Raw genomic sequence first — 15511 nt, forward strand, 5'->3', positions numbered from 1 at the left:
TCGGATGGTGACGGGGTGCTACCTGACGGTGACGATGCTGTCGTCGACGACGCCGTCCCCGCGCCGACGCTCGAGGCGGTCGCGCTGCACCCGGACGGTGTAGCGCGGGTCCTTGGCGGACTCGATGCCCGCCTCGACGATGCCCATGCGGGTCAGTGCCGAGGCGGCGGCGAGGGCGGCGCCCGAGGCGACCGCGACGATCCGGCTGCGTCCGGCGAGCAGGGTGCCGAGACCGCCACCGATGGCGAGGGCGCGGGCCAGGCGCAGGCGGCCGCCTGCAGTGCCCGTGCGCACCGGCTCGTCGATGCCCAGGCCGGTGAGGTGCTCCTCGAGGCGGTGCATCGCGAGCAGCTCGGCGCCGACACCGAGCAGCGCCAGTCGTCGCACCGGTCCGGCGAGGGCCGTGGGCGTGAGCACCATCTGCACGCCGCCGGCGGCCAGCGCGGCCGAGCCGACGAAGACGAAGGGGAGATCCCGCCGGCTCTCATGCCACACCGGGTGCGCGGTGTCGGCGAGCAGCACCGCCGTGTAGGCCGCGAGCGGCGCGCCGAAGGCCGCCTGGCCGATGGTCGAGGGCGTGCCGACGGCGTCGGTGACGCGGATGAGTGCGGTGACCGGACCTCGGGCGGGCAGCAGGCGCAGCACCTCGGCCCCCGTGGTGATCCCGGCGAAGCCCGCGTAGGCGGACAGGATCCACGTGCCGACCGACATCGGCGAGGTGAGTTTGACCGTGCGCATCATGTTGAGGAATCGCTCGGGCCGGCCGAGGTCGGCGACGAGTGCGATGCCGCTGAGGCCTACGGCGGCCATCGCCGTCAGGCGCGAGTTGCGTTGCAGCACGGAGTTGCCCGTGGCCGCCGCGCCCGCCTGGACGATGCCCGAGACTCCGGCGATGCCGCCGACGAAGAGATAGGCCGAGATCTTGTGGTCCCACGGCACCGGCTTGACGATGGGCTGGCCGTAGTAGCTGCTGAACTCCGCGTCCGGCACCGCGGGCGCCTCGCGTCGGCCGCCGCCCTCGCGGGTGAGCCAGCTGCGGGCGGTGCCGGCCCTCCTCGGTCCCTGAGGTGCGACGGAGTGGGTCCCACGTTCCGCGTGGGCGCCTCGAAGGGACGCGCGGTCACGGCGGCGTCTGCGGCCACCCTCCTCGGGGGGTCGGTAGCTGTCGAAGGGAGAGGTCGTCACGTCCGGCTCCCGACGAAGGAGATCGCCACCGCCCCGAGCAGGCCGAGCCCCGCGACACCCGCCGCGCGGAACATCTCGGGCAGCCGCTTGGTCGGGGCCTCGGGGTCCGGCGGCAGGCCGTAGACCTCGGGCTCGTCGAGCAGGAGGAAGACCGAGCCGGTGCCGCCGACCCCGTCGTGCTCGTTGGCCCCGTAGAGGCGCGCCTCGGTGAAGCCCTGCTCGTGCAGCTGGGCGACTCGGTCCCGGGCGGTGGCGACCATGTCGTCGTGGGTGCCGAACTTGATCGACGTCGTCGGGCAGGTCTGCGCGCACGCGGGGGTCTGGTCGTGGGAGAGGCGGTCGTAGCAGAGCGTGCACTTCTGCGCCACGCCGACATTGGGCACGTGGTCGTCGGCCCGGACCGAGACGCTCGCGTCGGTGCGTCGCTCGATGACGCCGAAGGGGCAGGCGCCGACGCAGTAGCCGCAGCCGTTGCAGATGTCGGCCTGAACGACGACCGTGCCGTGCTCGCTACGGAAGAGCGCACCCGTCGGGCAGACATCGAGGCAGCCGGCGTGGGTGCAGTGCTTGCACACGTCGGAGGACATCAACCAGCGGAAGTCCGGCATCGCCCCGACCATTCCCCCGTTGGTCGAGGTGCGAGGGCCTCCCGGGCCCGAGCCTCGAGACCCCGGGCCGCCACCACCCTCGACCCCTCCCGGTCCCTGAGGAGGCGCGCCAGCGCCCTCTCGAAGGGTCGCGAGCATGTCGGTCAGCGCCGGGCCGTGCCCCTCGATCGGCGCGGGGAGGGTGCCGTAGCCGGCGGGGGGAGGGGCCGTGGTTTCGAGGCTCGCTGGCGCTCGCTCCTCAACCACCGGGGAGGTCGGCTCACCGACGGCCGGCATGCCCAGGTCGACGAGCCGCTGCCCGGACTCGCGGGCGGCCTCGATGCGCTCGCGGCTCTGCTCGACGAAGGCGACGTGCCGCCACGTGCTCGCGCCGAGGTCACCGGTGTTGTCGTAGCTGTTGCCGGTGATGGCGAGGCCGTCGAGGGGGATGCCGTTCCACTCCTTGCACGCGACCTCGCAGGCCTTGCAGCCGATGCAGATCGAGGTGTCGGTGAAGAATCCCTTGCGCTCGGGCGCCTCCCGCCACCCGGCGTCGCGGGCGGGGTCGGTGGCCCCGGAGAGCTGGCGGGCGAGGTAGCCCATCACGGTCTCCCTTCGTCGTGGGGTTGGTCGCGGTGGGTGTTGCCCGTCTCGACGGTGGTGCCCGAGCGGGACTGGTACTCCGCAACGAGGCGCAGCAGCTCCTCGCCCCGCGGCCGGCGACCGGGGCGGATGTCGCAGGAGCCGACCTTGGACTCCTGGATCTGGACGTTGGGGTCGAGCGCCACGCCGAGCAGGTCGTTGGCCCCGTCGCCCTCGACGACGGCATCGCGGCCGACGCCCCAGTGGTAGGGCAGGCCGATCTGGTGGATCGTGCGGCCCTTGATCGTCAGCGGGGTCATCCGCTCGGTGACGAGCACGCGCGCCTCGATGGCGCTGCGGGCCGAGATGAGCGTCGCCCACTCGCCGTTGACCAGGCCCTGCTGCTCGGCGAGCTCGGGGGAGACCTCGCAGAACATCTCGGGCTGCAGCTCCGACAGGTAGGGCAGCCACCGGCTCATGCCGCCGGCCGTGTGGTGCTCGGTGAGCCGGTAGGTCGTGAAGACGAAGGGGTAGACGTCCGACCCCGGCTCGTCGCCGGACGGGCTCCACAGGTTGTCCTTGCGCGGGTAGACCAGTCGGGCCGGGTTGCGCTGCTGCCCGTAGACCGGGTTGGCGACGGGCGACTCCTGCGCCTCGTAGTGCGAAGGGAGCGGACCGTCCACCATGCCCTTGGGCGCGAAGAGCCAGCCCTTGCCGTCGGCCTGCATGATGAAGGGGTCGTCGCCGGCGATGGCTGCCGGCCCGCCGACGTCAGGGTCGGGTCGGAAGGAGGGGTCGCGGTCCACGGGGAAGTCGGGGACGTCCTTGCCCGTCCACTTCTTCGCCTCCTCGTCCCACCAGACGTACTTCTTGCGCTCGCTCCACGGCCGGCCCTGCGGGTCGGCGGAGGCGCGGTTGTAGAGGATGCGCCGGTTCATCGGCCAGGCCCAGCCCCACTCGGCGGCGGTCTCGTCCTGCTCCTGACCGGGCACGCGGTTGGCCGACCTGTTGACCCCGCCGGCGTAGACGCCGGTGTAGATCCAGCAGCCGCCCGAGGTCGAGCCGTCGGCCTTCATGTCGGCGAACTTGTCGAGCAGCTGCCCGGCCCGCTCGCCGGAGACGTGGTAGCCGTTGATCTCGCGCAGGACCGCCTCGGCGTCGGTCTCGCCGTGCTCGTCCTTGGGGTAGTCCCACGTGAGGTCGAGCAGCGGGCGGTCACGCTCGTCGGTCGAGTCGGCGAGGCGCTCGCGGATGCGCACGCCGAGCTCGTGGAAGAACTCGAGCTCGCTCTGGGCGTCGTTCGGGGGCTGCACGGCCTGGTGGCGCCACTGGAGCATCCGCTGGGTCTGGGTGAAGGTGCCCGACTTCTCGACGTGGTTGGCCGCGGGGAAGAAGAAGACCTCGGTGTCGATGTCCTCGGTCCGCAGCTCGCCGCTGGCGATCTCGGGGGAGTCCTTCCAGAAGGTCGCCGACTCGATGAGCTGGAAGTCGCGGACGACGACCCACTTGAGGTGCGTCATCGCCAAGCGCTGCATCTTGCCGTGGGCGGAGCCGACCGCGGGATTCTGCCCGAGGACGAAGTAGCCCTCGACCTCGTCCTCGAGCATCGACATCACCGTCTGGTAGGTGCCGTGGGCACCCGTCAGACGCGGCAGGTAGTCGAAGCAGAAGTCGTTGTCCTGGGTCGCCGCCTCGCCGAACCACGCCTTGAGCAGGCTTGCGGTGTAGGCCGGAGCCTCGGTCCAGAAGCCCTTCTGCAGCGGCGAGGAGATCGTCTCGAGGTACTGCTCGAGGGTGTCGTGCGTGCCGGCCACCGGCATCGGCAGGTAGCCGGGCAGGAGGTTGAAGAGGGTCGGGATGTCGGTCGAGCCCTGGATGCTCGCGTGCCCGCGCAGCGCCATGATGCCGCTGCCCGGTCGGCCGACATTGCCCATGAGCAGCTGGAGGATCGCGGCGGTGCGGATGAACTGCGCGCCGAGGCTGTGCTGGGTCCACCCCAAGGCATACGCGAAGCAGGTCGTGCGCTCGCGGCCGGAGTTGCTGGTCAGTGCGTCGGCGATCTCCCGGAACTGCCACTGCGGGATGCCGCACACCTCCTCGACCATCTCGGGCGTGTAGCGCGCGTAGTGCCGCTTGAGCACCTGGAAGACCGAGCGCGGGTGCTGCAGGGATTCGTCGCGAATCACCCGGGCGTGCTCGAGGGCCGGACCGGCAGCGCCGTGCTGGTCGCCCCCGGCGCGGGCGCTCTTGTGCGCTCCGTGCTCGTGACCACCGCTCGGGCCGCCGACCTCGTCGTCACCCGAGGCACCCCCTTCGCCGTCCTCGCGCTCGGCATAGGCCCACGAGCTCATGTCGTAGGTGCCGGACTGCTCGTCGTAGCCGGAGAAGACGCCGTCCAGGTCCTCGGTGTCGACGAAGTCCTCGCTGACCAGCGTCGCCGCGTTGGTGTACGCGACGACGTAGTCACGGAAGAAGAGGTCGTTGTCGATGACGTGCTTGATGAGCGCCCCGAGCAGCACGACGTCGCTGCCCGCCCGGATCGCGACGTGCGTGTCAGCGATCGCGGAGGTGCGGGTGAAGCGCGGGTCGATGTGGATGATCCGCGCACCCCGCGCCTTGGCCTCGGAGACCCACTGGAAGCCCACGGGGTGGCACTCGGCCATGTTGGAGCCCTGGATGATGATGCAGTCCGCGTTGGCCATGTCCTGCAGGGACTGGGTGGCGCCGCCGCGCCCGAAGGAGGCTCCCAGACTGGGAACCGTGGCGGAGTGTCAAATACGCGCCTGGTTCTCGATCTGGATCGCGCCGGCCGCCGTGAAGAGCTTCTTGATCAGATAGTTCTCCTCGTTGTCGAGGGTGGCTCCCCCGAGCGAGGCGATGCCCATCGTGCGACGAAGGGGGCGGCCGTGCTCGTCGTGGTCCTGCCACTTCGCGCGGCGCGAGGCGAGGAAGCGGTCGGCGACCATGTCGATGGCCCGGTCGAGCTCGATCCGCTCGAAGTCCGTGGCCCCCGGCGCGCGGTAGAGCACGTGCGTCTGCCGGGTCGGGGAGTTGACCAGCTGCTCGCTCGCAGCGCCCTTGGGGCACAGGCGCCCTCGGCTCACCGGCGAGTCCGGGTCACCCTCGATCTGGACGACCTGCTCGTCCTTGACGAAGACCCGCTGGCCGCAGCCGACGGCGCAGTACGGGCAGACACTCTGCACGACGCGGTCGGCGCTCGAGGTGCGCGGCTCGGTCTCACGGGTGCGGCGCGAGGTGACGGCGTTGCCGCGCCCCAGGAAGTCTCCAGAGGCCAGCTGCCGCAGCACCGGCCAGCCGAGGAAGGTCGAGTCCTTCGGTGCCATCGCTGCCACTCCCTCCGCGAGAAGACGTGCTCTGGATCACCGTATCCCCCCCTCGGCCTGTCCCCGGTGGTCTGGGTCCCACGTTCCACGTGGGCGCCTCGAGACCCGGGGCTCCCCACACGTTGGTCGAGGTGTGAGGAGCTCTGCGACGAGCCCCGAGACCCGGGGCTCCCCACACGTTGGTCGAGGTGTGAGGAGTTCTGCGACGAGCCTCGAGACCCGGGACTCCCCACACGTTGGTCGAGGTGTGAGGAGCTCTGCGACGAGCCTCGAGACCCCGCCTCCGGACGAAGGGGAGACGCCTGCGCCCGCCGAAGGGCCGCTCCCGGCGAGGAGGGTTGGCGCGCTGCCGAAGTCCTTCGTCGTCGTGTGGTCGCCTTGTCGTTCGCGACTTCGGCTTGACGCCACGCCAACCCTCCTCGCCGTCCGCTCCGCTGCCAGCTGCCCCCGCTGGTCGAGGTGCGAGCGCCAGCGAGCCTCGAAACCTCTTCTCCTTCGCCAGCGTCTCGAGGCTCCTCGCTGCGCTCGTCGCACCTCGACGAGCGTGGGCTCACCAGGCGTAGGGCTCGAAGTTCTTCAGGAAGACGCCGTAGAGGTCCTCGCCGCGCTCGCCGCGCACGATCGGGTCGTAGACGCGGGCGGCGCCGTCGACGAGGTCGAGCGGGGCGTGCCAGCCCTGGGCGGCGATGTCGAGCTTTTCGTGGTGCGGGCGCTCGTCGGTGATCCAGCCGGTGTCGACGGCCGTCATGAGGATCCGGTCGGTGTCGAACATCTCGCCCGACGAGGTGCGGGTGAGCATGTTGAGCGCGGCCTTGGCCATGTTGGTGTGCGGGTGGCCGGCGCCCTTGTAGCGGCGCGAGAACTGGCCCTCCATCGCCGAGACGTTGACGACGTAGGCGCGGGCGCGGTCCCCGACGACCTCGCGGTGTCGCTCGACCGCGGCCCGCATGACCGGCCGCAGCCGCGATACGAGGAGGAAGGGCGCGACCGAGTTGCACATCTGCACCTCGAGCAGCTCGAGCGGGTCGACCTCGTCGACGGTCTGCTTCCACGAGTTGGTCGTCACGACGTCGGGCAGCAGCCCTCCGGCGTCGACGGCCGTGCCGGCAAGGTGTGCCTCGAGGCTGGCGCTGCCGGCGGTGAGGGCGAGGCGGGTGAGGTCGGCGGCCGACCGCACGGCCGCGGCGTCCGCGTGCGGCACCGGGTGCTCGCCGAGCGAGCTGACCAGCGCCGCGGGGTGCGCCTCGCTCACCCGGTCGAAGGAGATCATCGTCGGCGTCGGCCCGTCGATCTCGAGGGGCCGCGACTCGCCGTCGACGAGCTGGCTGTAGGCGCCCGGGGAGCGCCGCACCGTCTGGCAGGCGTTGTTGACGAGGATGTCGAGCGGCCCGGCGGCCGCCACCTCGTCGGTGAGCGCGACGACCTGGGTCGGGTCGCGCAGGTCGATGCCGACGATCGTCAGCCGGTCGATCCACTCGGGCGAGTCGGCGAGCTCGGCGAAGCGCCGCGCGGCGTCACGGGGGAAGCGCGTGGTGATCGTCAGGTCGGCGCCGTCGCGCAGCAGCCGCAGCGCGATGTACATGCCGATCTTGGCCCGGCCGCCGGTGAGCAGCGCCCGGCGCCCGCGCAGGTCGGTGCCCTGGTCGCGCCGCGCGTGGCTCATCGCCGCGCAGTCCGGGCACAGCCAGTGGTAAAAGGCGTCGACGAGCGTGTAGTCGGCGTGGCAGATGTAGCAGCCGCGGGGGATCGGCAGCTCGCCGACGAACCGGCTCTCGCTCGACGCGGCGAGGGGGATCCCCTTCGTCTCGTCGTCGATGCGCATCGGCGACCCGGTCGCGGTCTGGTCGAGGATCGCCTGGTCGTGTGCCACCTTGGGCCCGCGCTCGGCCTGCCGGGCCTCGCGGCGGCGGGCCTTCTTGACCCGGTTGTACATCGTGCCCGCGGCCCGCTTGACCGTCGCGATGTCCTCGTGGCCGGCCGGCAGCTCATGGAGCATCCCGAGGACCCGCAGGGTGGTCGCCAGGTCATCGGGGTCGACGCCTTCGGTGCCGGGCGGGTCGGGGAGATCAGTCACGAGCCCCGAGGATACGTCGCCCGGGACTGGCCACCGCGGGCGTCTCCCTTCGTCCGGAGGCGGAGCGGGGACGGGGGTGACGCGCCCTATGGTCGGGGCATGAGCCTGGCCGATCGCACCTTCGCCGCCGTCCTCTTCGACAACGACGGCACCCTCGTCGACTCGACGGGTTCGGTCACCCGCTCGTGGGTGACTTGGGCGCAGGAGCACGACATCGACCCGCGGACGCTCGTCGGCCACCACGGGATGCCGGCACCGGCGATCATCGCGTCGGTCGCGCCGCACCTGGACCCGCAGCAGGCCTTCGCGCGGATCGAGCAGCTCGAGGTCGACGACGTCGAGGACGTCGTCGCCCTGCCCGGCGTGCTCGACGCCATCGCGGCGATCGGCGACGCACCCGCCGCGGTCGTCACCTCGGCCACGCGTGAGCTGGCCCGGGTCCGGCTGGCGGCAGCGGGCATCGGCATCGCGCAGGTCGTGACCTTCGACGACGTCGAGCGGGGCAAGCCCCACCCCGACCCCTTCCTCCTCGCCGCCCAGCGGCTCGGCGTCGACCCGACGGACTGCCTGGTCTGCGAGGACGCCCCGAGCGGGATCGTCGCGGCGCGGGCCGCGGGCTGCGCGGTGCTCGCGGTGACGACGACGAGCACCGCCGAGGAGCTCTGCGACGCCGACCTCGTCGTGTCGTCGCTCGCCGCCGTGGTCTTCGAGGTGGTCGACGGGCGGGTGCGGGTGCGCCCGCGTCAGCCCTGACCGGGGCGAAGGGGGATCAGGCGCCGGCCTGCTTGGGAGCGGCCGCGTCGGGGCCGGTCGCGGCGAGGTCGCGCTCGACGTAGGCCTCGATGGCGTTGAGGTCGTCCTCGCTGCGGCGGACCACGGCGAGCAGGTCCTGCATCGTGGCGACCTCCTCGACCTGCTCCTTGATGAACCACTGCATGAACTGCTCGGCCGCGAAGTCGTTGTCCTCGCGGGCAGTGCGCGTCAGCGCGTGGATCTGCTCGGTGACCCGCTTCTCCTGCTCGACGGCCAGCTCGACCGGCGGGACGATCCCCTCGAAGGCGCTGACCGGTGCGGCGATCGCCGGCAGGTGCACCGGCTGGTCGGTGTCGAGCAGGTACTGGATCATCATCTTCGCGTGGCCGCTCTCCTCGGCCGCCTGCCGGTAGAAGAATCCCGCGAGCTGGGGCAGGGTCAGCGACTCGTAGTGGGCCGCGACGGCCAGGTACTGCTGGTGGGCGGCGAACTCCTCACCGATCTGGGTGGTGAGCTGGGCGGCGAAGGGCGAGGCGGTCATGCCCGAAAAATAGGCGGCCCGTCGGGGCCGCCGCCAGCAAGGACAGCCGACCCTTCGTGTCCGTCTGCGTGCCGCTCAGGCGGCCTTGCGCAGCTTGTCCTTGGCCTTGGCGGTGACGAGCCGGCGCTTGTGGACCGCATAGCCGTCGGGCAGGCGACCCTCCTTGAGCAGGCGGATCGGGCAGGAGCTGCAGCGCTTCTCGCTGACGCAGCACTTCTCCTTGACCTTGATCTTCCCGATCTTGACCTTCTTGCCCATGGCGGCACGCTAGGCCATGCAGGTGAGGCTCGCCTACCCTCCGTTCGCTCCTCGGGAACCGCCGGCGGATCCCCCTTCCCCCCGGGGCTAGGAGGTGGCGGGCTCCTGCGGGTCCTCGCAGAGTAAGGGCGCCGTGCTCCCACCCGAGTGGTACGTGTACTCGCGGGCCTGCGCTCGCAGCACCATCCGGTGTCCCTCGACGAGGGTCTGGCCGTAGACCCGCCCTGGCTCCGGGCAGCCGAGGCTGCTGTCGCGCCAGGTCACCACGTCCTGTGACACCAGCTCGACGTCGGCCGGGTCGATGGCCAGACGCTTCGCCAGGTCTGCGGCCGCCGCATCCTGCCGGTCCGAAGGGGGCGTCGTGCTCGTCATCGAGGTCTCCGTGGTCGGGTTCGAGGTCGGGGTGGACGATGCGGGGTCGGTCGGGTCCTGCGCGCAGGCCCCCAGTGTGAGGAGGAGGGCGGCGCCGGCCAGCGCCCGGCCCGCGCGTGGCGGACCGACGAGTCCACGACCAGTCATCACGACAACACCTCCCGGTCTCTCCATGGTGCCCGCTCAGACGAAGGGGAGCGCGCTGACCATCCCCTCGGGGCGGCCCGGCTCGGCGTAGTACTCGACGCCGAAGGCCGCGGCGAAGATCTCGCGCGGCATCTGCAGCATCTCCTGCACGTCACCCTGCGAGGCGTGGCAGGCGAGGGCCGCGCGCTTGACGTCGATGACCTCGGTGACATCGACGGCGTGGTGGATCTCGCTCTGCGGCAGGCCCATCGGGTTGCCGTCGTCCATCGGGTCGTCGGGGGAGAAGCCTGGGTCGATGCCCACCGCCTTGGCCGCCTCGATCTGCTCGCGCATCCGGTCGCGGTTTATCGTGTTCTCGAGCACGCGGGGACGGCGGGCCGCCAGCTCGGCCGCGCGGTGGGCGACGTGGTGCACCTTGACGTGGTCGGGGTGGCCGTAGCCGCCGTGCCAGTCGTAGCCGACGAGGACGTCCGCGTCCTCCTCGTCGAGGATCGCGGCCAGGCGGCCGGCGGCCTCGTCGAGCTCGGCACCGTGGAAGGACCCGTCCCAGGCGTTGTGCTCCCAGCCGGTCATGCCGGAGTCGACGTAGCCGAGCCAGGCGACGCGGGCGGTACCCGTGACGGCGGCCGAGGCCTCGGCCTCCTGCCGACGGTGGTCGGCGAGGGTCCTCCCTTCGCCCAGGTCGTCGGGGACGGTCCCGTGCTCGCCGCCGGTCGCGTAGACGACGACCACCCGGCCGCCGGCGCGGGAGGTGAGGGCCATCGACCCGGAGGTCCCGCTGGCCTCGTCGTCGGGATGGGCGTGGAAGAAGACGGTGGTCGTCACGAGGACATCGTGCACCGGCGCACCGACAACTCGGTTGCCGAGGCGGGCGAAGGGGGGAAGTCTCCACCCATGACCCCTCACCCGCCGGCCGCATGGCTCCCCGTGGACACCTACCTCGCCGCGATCGAGCGCGAGACCCGCCGCTTCCGCGAGTGCCTCGCCGACGCCGACCCGGGGCTGCGGGTGCCGACCTGCCCCGACTGGAGCGCCGACGACCTGCTGTGGCATGTCGGGGGAGAGGTGCAGGACTTCTGGGCCTGGGTCATCGCCCGCCGGCCCGAGGTGCCGGAGGTCTACGAGGAGCCGGAGCGGCCCGCCGACCGGGCCGGTCTGATCCGGCACCTCGACCACGCCCACGAGCAGCTCATGCTCGGCCTGCGCAATGCCGACCCGGCCGACGCCGCGTGGTCGTGGATCGGTGACCCGGCGCTGCACACGGTCGGCTTCACCGTCCGGCGTCAGGCGCACGAGGCGCTGATCCACCGCGTCGACGCCGAGCTGACCGTCGGGGCGGTCACACCGCTCGACCCGCAGCTCGCGAGCGACGGCGTGCTCGAGTGCCTCGAGTGGATGTACGGCAACCTCCCCGGCTGGGCCGGCTGGGAGCACGATGGGTCGCGGGTCCTCGTCCACGCGGCCGACACCGGCCACCGCGTCCTTGTCGGCCTCGGCCGGGTGACTGGCCGCAACCCGCGCACCGGTGACGAGATCGACCAGACCGAGCTGCAGGTGCTCGACCGCTCCGTCCACGGGCATGCCGAGGCCGACGTGACGATCACCGCCGACGCCGCGGCTCTCGACCTGTGGCTGTGGCACCGCGGGCCGGCCCACCCGGTCGAGATGGAGGGGGACAAGGCTCTGCTCGACCGGCTGCTCGGCGTGCTCGGCCAGTCGATCGACTGATTCCCGGGTCGGCCGCACCGGCTCCGCCGTCCGGCGAGGGCAAAGGGGGCCGGCCCGCCGTTCCGCAGGACGGGACCCGCTTGCGGTGACCAAGGTTGGTGAGGCTATCCTTAGGCAACCCGCGGCGAGGTGCCCACCCGGCGCGGTCCCTCCCTTCGCAAAGGACCTCATCGTGCTCAGCCGCACCCGTTCGCTGGCTCTCGCCAGCGGTCTCGCCCTCGCCCTGTCCGCCTGCGGCGGATCGTCCGACTCCGACTCCGCGTCAGGCCCGACCGTCGCGGTCGAGGACAACAACGGCACCCAGCAGGTGCCGCAGGAGCCGAGCTCCGTCGTCGCGACCGACAACCGGACCTTCGAGACCCTCGCCGACTGGGACGTCGAGCTCTCCGCCGCCGCGGTGAGCCTGATGCCCGAGACGATCTCCTACACCAAGGACAAGGATCTCGTCGACCTCGGCACCCACCGCGAGCCCGACCTCGAGGCCATCGTCGCCGCGAAGCCCGACCTCGTCATCAACGGCCAGCGCTTCACCCAGCACGAGGACAAGCTCAAGGAGCTCGCCCCGGACGCAGCCTTCCTCAACCTCGACCCGCGCGAGGGCGAGCCGCTCGACACCGAGCTCAAGCGGCAGACCGAGGTGCTCGGCGAGGTCTTCGGCAAGCAGGACGAGGCCAAGACCCTCGGCGAGGACCTCGACGCGCAGGTCGCCCGCGTGAAGCAGGCCTACGAGCCCGGCGACACGGTCATGGCGATCAACACCTCCGGCGGAGAGCTCGGCTACATCGCGCCGACCGTCGGCCAGACCTTCGGCCCGGTCTTCGACCTCTTCGATCTCGAGCCGGCCCTCGAGGTCGAGGGCGCGAGCGACGACCACCAGGGTGACGAGGTGTCCGTCGAGGCGATCGCCAAGGCCGACCCCGACTGGATCCTCGTCCTCGACCGGGACGCGGCCGTCGCCGCCGACGAGGAGGGCTACACGCCCGCCAAGCAGCTCATCGAGGACTCCGAGGCGCTCCAGGACGTCACCGCGGTCAAGGAGGGGCAGGTCGTCTTCGCCCCTGCGGACACCTACACCAACGAGGGCATCCAGACCTACACCGAGATCTTCTCGGCCTTCGCTGATGCGCTGGAGGAGCAGAGCTGAGCACGACCACGGCTGAACGCGTCGCCTCCAAGGGGCGCCTCCTCGACGCGAAGCTCGTCCTCGGCATCCTCGCCGTGGGCGGGCTCCTCGTCGTGTCGCTGCTCACCGGGGTGTACGACATCTTCGACGGCGACCGGGGCGGCGAGATGTTCGCCATCACCCGCATCCCGCGGACCGTCGCCCTCGTCCTCGCCGGCGCCGCGATGGCGATGTCGGGCCTGGTCATGCAGCTGCTGACGCAGAACCGCTTCGTCGAGCCGACGACGACCGGCACGACCGAGTGGGCGGGCCTGGGCCTGCTCGCCGTGATGATCCTCTTCCCCGGGGCCAGCCTCCTCGAGCGGATGATCGGGGCGATCATCGCGGCCTTCATCGGCACGATGGTCTTCTTCCTCTTCCTGCGAAGGGTGACCCTCCGGTCCTCGCTCATCGTCCCGATCGTGGGGATCATGCTCGGCGCCGTCGTCGGGTCCGTCTCGACCTTCATCGCGCTGCAGACCGACATGCTGCAGAACCTCGGGATCTGGTTCGCCGGCAGCTTCACCTCGGTCCTGCGCGGCCAGTACGAGGTGCTGTGGATCGTCGCCCTCGTCGCGATCGCGATCTTCGTCGTCGCGGACCGCTTCACCGTCGCCGGCCTCGGCGAGGAGATCTCGACGAATGTCGGGCTCAACTACAACCAGGTCGTCCTCATCGGCACAGTCCTCGTCGCCGTCGCGACCGGGGTCGTCACGGTCGTCGTCGGCAACCTGCCCTTCCTCGGGCTCGTCGTCCCCAACATCATCTCGATGTGGCGCGGCGACGACCTGCGCAGCAACCTGCCGTGGGTCTGCCTGCTCGGCATCGCCATCGTCACCGTCTGCGACCTCGTCGGGCGCACGATCATCGCCCCCTTCGAGGTGCCCGTCTCGCTCATCCTCGGCGTCGTCGGCGCAGTCGTCTTCATCGCCCTCCTCCTGCGGCAGCGTCGTCGTGGCTGAGGCACCCGCGCAGCCGCGCACCACCCCGCCGGTCACCGCCCCCGTGGCGACCGGCGGAGCACGCGAGTCCGGCCCCCTTCCCACCGCCCGCTCCCGCCGGCGCTACCGGGTCGTGCTCGTCGGCCTGCTCGTGCTGACCGTCGGCCTGGGCTTCGCCCACCTCGCGGTGGACAACCCGATGCCGGTCGGCAGCGAAGGGTTCTGGCTCGTCGCGCAGATGCGGGGCAGCTCGCTCGTCGCGATGGCGGTCGTCGCGGTCTGCCAGGCGATGGCGACGGTGAGCTTCCAGACGGTGACCAACAACCGGATCATCACGCCGTCGATCATGGGCTTCGAGTCGCTCTACGTCGCCGTGCAGACCGCGGCCGTGTACTTCCTCGGCGTGTCCGGGCTCGGCATGCTCACCGGGCTGCCGCAGTTCGTCCTGCAGATCGCGCTCATGGTCGGGCTCTCGCTGGCGCTCTACGGGTGGCTGCTGTCGGGGCGCTACGCCAACGTGCAGATCATGCTGCTCATCGGCATCGTCATCGGCGGTGGGCTCGCGTCGGTCTCCTCCTTCATGCGGCGGATGCTCACGCCGAGCGAGTTCGACGTGCTCACCGCACGGATGTTCGGCTCCATGACCAACGCCGACCCGATGTACTTCCCCATCGCGATCCCGCTGTGCCTGGCTGCGGCCGGGCTGCTGTGGTGGCGCTCTCGGCGTCTCAACGTCGTCGCCCTCGGCCGCGACGCGGCGACCAACCTCGGCCTCGACCACCGGCGCGAGCTCATGGCGACGCTCTTCCTCGTCTCGGTGCTCATGGCCGTCTCGACCGCGCTCGTCGGGCCGATGACCTTCCTCGGGTTCCTCGTCGCGACGCTCGCCTACCAGTTCGCCGACACCCACGACCACCGGCGGGTCTTCCCGGTCGCGGTGCTCACCGGCTTCGTCGTGCTCTGCGGCGCCTACGTCGTGATGAAGCACGTCTTCTACGCACAGGGCGTGGTGTCGATCATCATCGAGCTCGTGGGCGGCTCGGTCTTCCTCCTCGTCATCCTCAAGAAGGGGCGCCTGTGATCACCCTGACCGACGTCGGTAAGAGCTACGGCGACGAGGTGACGATCGGGCCGGTCGACCTCGAGATCCCGGCCGGCGGTGTCACGGCACTCGTCGGGCCCAACGGGGCCGGCAAGTCGACGCTGCTGACGATGATCGGACGGCTCCTCGACATCGACGAGGGTGCCATCGAGATCGCGGGCTACGACGTCGCCAGCACGAAGTCGAAGGACCTGGCGAAGATCGTCTCGATCCTGCGGCAGGAAAACCACTTCATCACCCGGCTCACCGTCCGCCAGCTCGTCGGCTTCGGGCGCTTCCCGTACTCGCAGGGTCGGCTGACCGTCGAGGACGAGGAGGTCATCTCCCGGTCGATCGACTTCCTCGACCTCACCGCGCTCGAGGGGCGCTACCTCGACCAGCTGTCCGGTGGGCAGCGCCAGCGGGCCTACGTCGCCATGGTGCTCGCCCAGGACACGGACTACCTGCTGCTCGACGAGCCGCTCAACAACCTCGACATGCAGCACTCGGTGCACATGATGCGGCACCTGCGCCGGGCAGCCACCGAGCTCGGCCGCACGATCATCGTCGTGCTCCACGACATCAACTTCGCCGGCCACTACGCCGACCGGATCTGCGCGGTCAAGGACGGGCGGGTCGTCGAGTTCGGCCCGCCGGAGCAGATCATGACCGACGAGGTGCTCACCAGGGTCTTCGAGACCGAGGTGCAGGTGGTCGACGGACCCCGCGGCCCGCTCGCCGTGTACTACTGACCGT

The 15511-nt window shown here is 71.1% G+C and carries 14 protein-coding genes; 6 read left to right on the forward strand and 8 right to left on the reverse strand.

Features of this window, described 5'->3' with window-relative positions; translation table 11 throughout:
- Window positions 1–18 precede the first annotated feature (18 nt).
- From nrfD to B9B60_RS02235, 4 genes are all read right to left on the reverse strand, one after another.
- Window positions 19–1185, reverse strand: a complete 1167-nt coding sequence (nrfD, locus tag B9B60_RS02220) for an NrfD/PsrC family molybdoenzyme membrane anchor subunit (protein WP_084449672.1) — start codon at window positions 1183–1185, stop codon at window positions 19–21.
- Entirely contained in the window at window positions 1182–2375 is a 1194-nt protein-coding gene (locus B9B60_RS02225; protein WP_084449673.1) for a 4Fe-4S dicluster domain-containing protein, read from the reverse strand. The genes nrfD and B9B60_RS02225 overlap by 4 nt, the downstream gene beginning before the upstream one ends.
- Entirely contained in the window at window positions 2375–5698 is a 3324-nt protein-coding gene (fdh, locus tag B9B60_RS02230; protein WP_084449674.1) for a formate dehydrogenase, read from the reverse strand. Before fdh ends, B9B60_RS02225 begins: the two co-directional genes overlap by 1 nt.
- A 550-nt stretch (window positions 5699–6248) precedes the next feature.
- A complete protein-coding gene (locus B9B60_RS02235) occupies window positions 6249–7772 on the reverse strand; it encodes an SDR family NAD(P)-dependent oxidoreductase (protein WP_084449675.1) in 1524 nt (507 codons plus the stop codon).
- Window positions 7773–7871: 99 nt separating this feature from the next.
- On the opposite strand from B9B60_RS02235, the gene B9B60_RS02240 reads away from it, so the two are divergent.
- Window positions 7872–8525, forward strand: coding sequence for an HAD-IA family hydrolase (locus tag B9B60_RS02240; protein WP_084449676.1), 654 nt, complete (start codon window positions 7872–7874; stop codon window positions 8523–8525).
- A 16-nt stretch (window positions 8526–8541) separates the two neighbouring features.
- Here the strand turns inward: B9B60_RS02240 and B9B60_RS02245 are convergent, their stop codons facing one another.
- The 4 genes from B9B60_RS02245 to B9B60_RS02260 form a co-directional block, all read right to left on the reverse strand.
- On the reverse strand, window positions 8542–9066 hold the full coding sequence (locus tag B9B60_RS02245; protein WP_084449677.1) for a ferritin: 525 nt from the start codon (window positions 9064–9066) through the stop codon (window positions 8542–8544).
- Window positions 9067–9141: 75 nt separating this feature from the next.
- A complete protein-coding gene (locus tag B9B60_RS02250) occupies window positions 9142–9324 on the reverse strand; it encodes a hypothetical protein (protein ID WP_084449678.1) in 183 nt (60 codons plus the stop codon).
- 87 nt (window positions 9325–9411) lie between these two features.
- Window positions 9412–9843 carry a hypothetical protein gene (locus B9B60_RS02255; protein WP_143445398.1) on the reverse strand — a complete coding sequence of 144 codons (432 nt, stop codon included), beginning with the start codon at window positions 9841–9843 and terminating at the stop codon, window positions 9412–9414.
- 36 nt (window positions 9844–9879) lie between these two features.
- Entirely contained in the window at window positions 9880–10668 is a 789-nt protein-coding gene (locus tag B9B60_RS02260) for a PIG-L deacetylase family protein (RefSeq protein ID WP_084449680.1), read from the reverse strand.
- Between the two features lie 69 nt (window positions 10669–10737).
- On the opposite strand from B9B60_RS02260, the gene B9B60_RS02265 reads away from it, so the two are divergent.
- From B9B60_RS02265 to B9B60_RS02285, 5 genes are all read left to right on the forward strand, one after another.
- Window positions 10738–11571, forward strand: coding sequence for a maleylpyruvate isomerase N-terminal domain-containing protein (locus B9B60_RS02265; protein ID WP_159451133.1), 834 nt, complete (start codon window positions 10738–10740; stop codon window positions 11569–11571).
- Window positions 11572–11743: 172 nt separating this feature from the next.
- On the forward strand, window positions 11744–12715 hold the full coding sequence (locus B9B60_RS02270; RefSeq protein ID WP_084449682.1) for a siderophore ABC transporter substrate-binding protein: 972 nt from the start codon (window positions 11744–11746) through the stop codon (window positions 12713–12715).
- A complete protein-coding gene (locus tag B9B60_RS02275) occupies window positions 12712–13695 on the forward strand; it encodes an ABC transporter permease (RefSeq protein ID WP_084449683.1) in 984 nt (327 codons plus the stop codon). The genes B9B60_RS02270 and B9B60_RS02275 overlap by 4 nt, the downstream gene beginning before the upstream one ends.
- Window positions 13688–14755, forward strand: a complete 1068-nt coding sequence (locus B9B60_RS02280; RefSeq protein WP_200811123.1) for an iron chelate uptake ABC transporter family permease subunit — start codon at window positions 13688–13690, stop codon at window positions 14753–14755. The genes B9B60_RS02275 and B9B60_RS02280 overlap by 8 nt, the downstream gene beginning before the upstream one ends.
- A complete protein-coding gene (locus tag B9B60_RS02285; protein WP_084449684.1) occupies window positions 14752–15507 on the forward strand; it encodes an iron ABC transporter ATP-binding protein in 756 nt (251 codons plus the stop codon). The genes B9B60_RS02280 and B9B60_RS02285 overlap by 4 nt, the downstream gene beginning before the upstream one ends.
- Window positions 15508–15511: the final 4 nt, after the last annotated feature.

The sequence above is a fragment of the Janibacter indicus genome (assembly GCF_900176385.1).
Lineage (GTDB): Bacteria > Actinomycetota > Actinomycetes > Actinomycetales > Dermatophilaceae > Janibacter > Janibacter indicus.

Coding starts and splice junctions, on each gene's coding strand:
- B9B60_RS02240 (WP_084449676.1), top strand. CDS start 7,872: ATGAGCCTGGCCGATCGCACCTTCGCCGCCGTCCTCTTCGACAACGAC.
- B9B60_RS02255 (WP_143445398.1), bottom strand. CDS start 9,843: ATGACTGGTCGTGGACTCGTCGGTCCGCCACGCGCGGGCCGGGCGCTG.
- B9B60_RS02225 (WP_084449673.1), bottom strand. CDS start 2,375: ATGGGCTACCTCGCCCGCCAGCTCTCCGGGGCCACCGACCCCGCCCGC.
- B9B60_RS02250 (WP_084449678.1), bottom strand. CDS start 9,324: ATGGGCAAGAAGGTCAAGATCGGGAAGATCAAGGTCAAGGAGAAGTGC.
- B9B60_RS02245 (WP_084449677.1), bottom strand. CDS start 9,066: ATGACCGCCTCGCCCTTCGCCGCCCAGCTCACCACCCAGATCGGTGAG.
- B9B60_RS02265 (WP_159451133.1), top strand. CDS start 10,738: ATGACCCCTCACCCGCCGGCCGCATGGCTCCCCGTGGACACCTACCTC.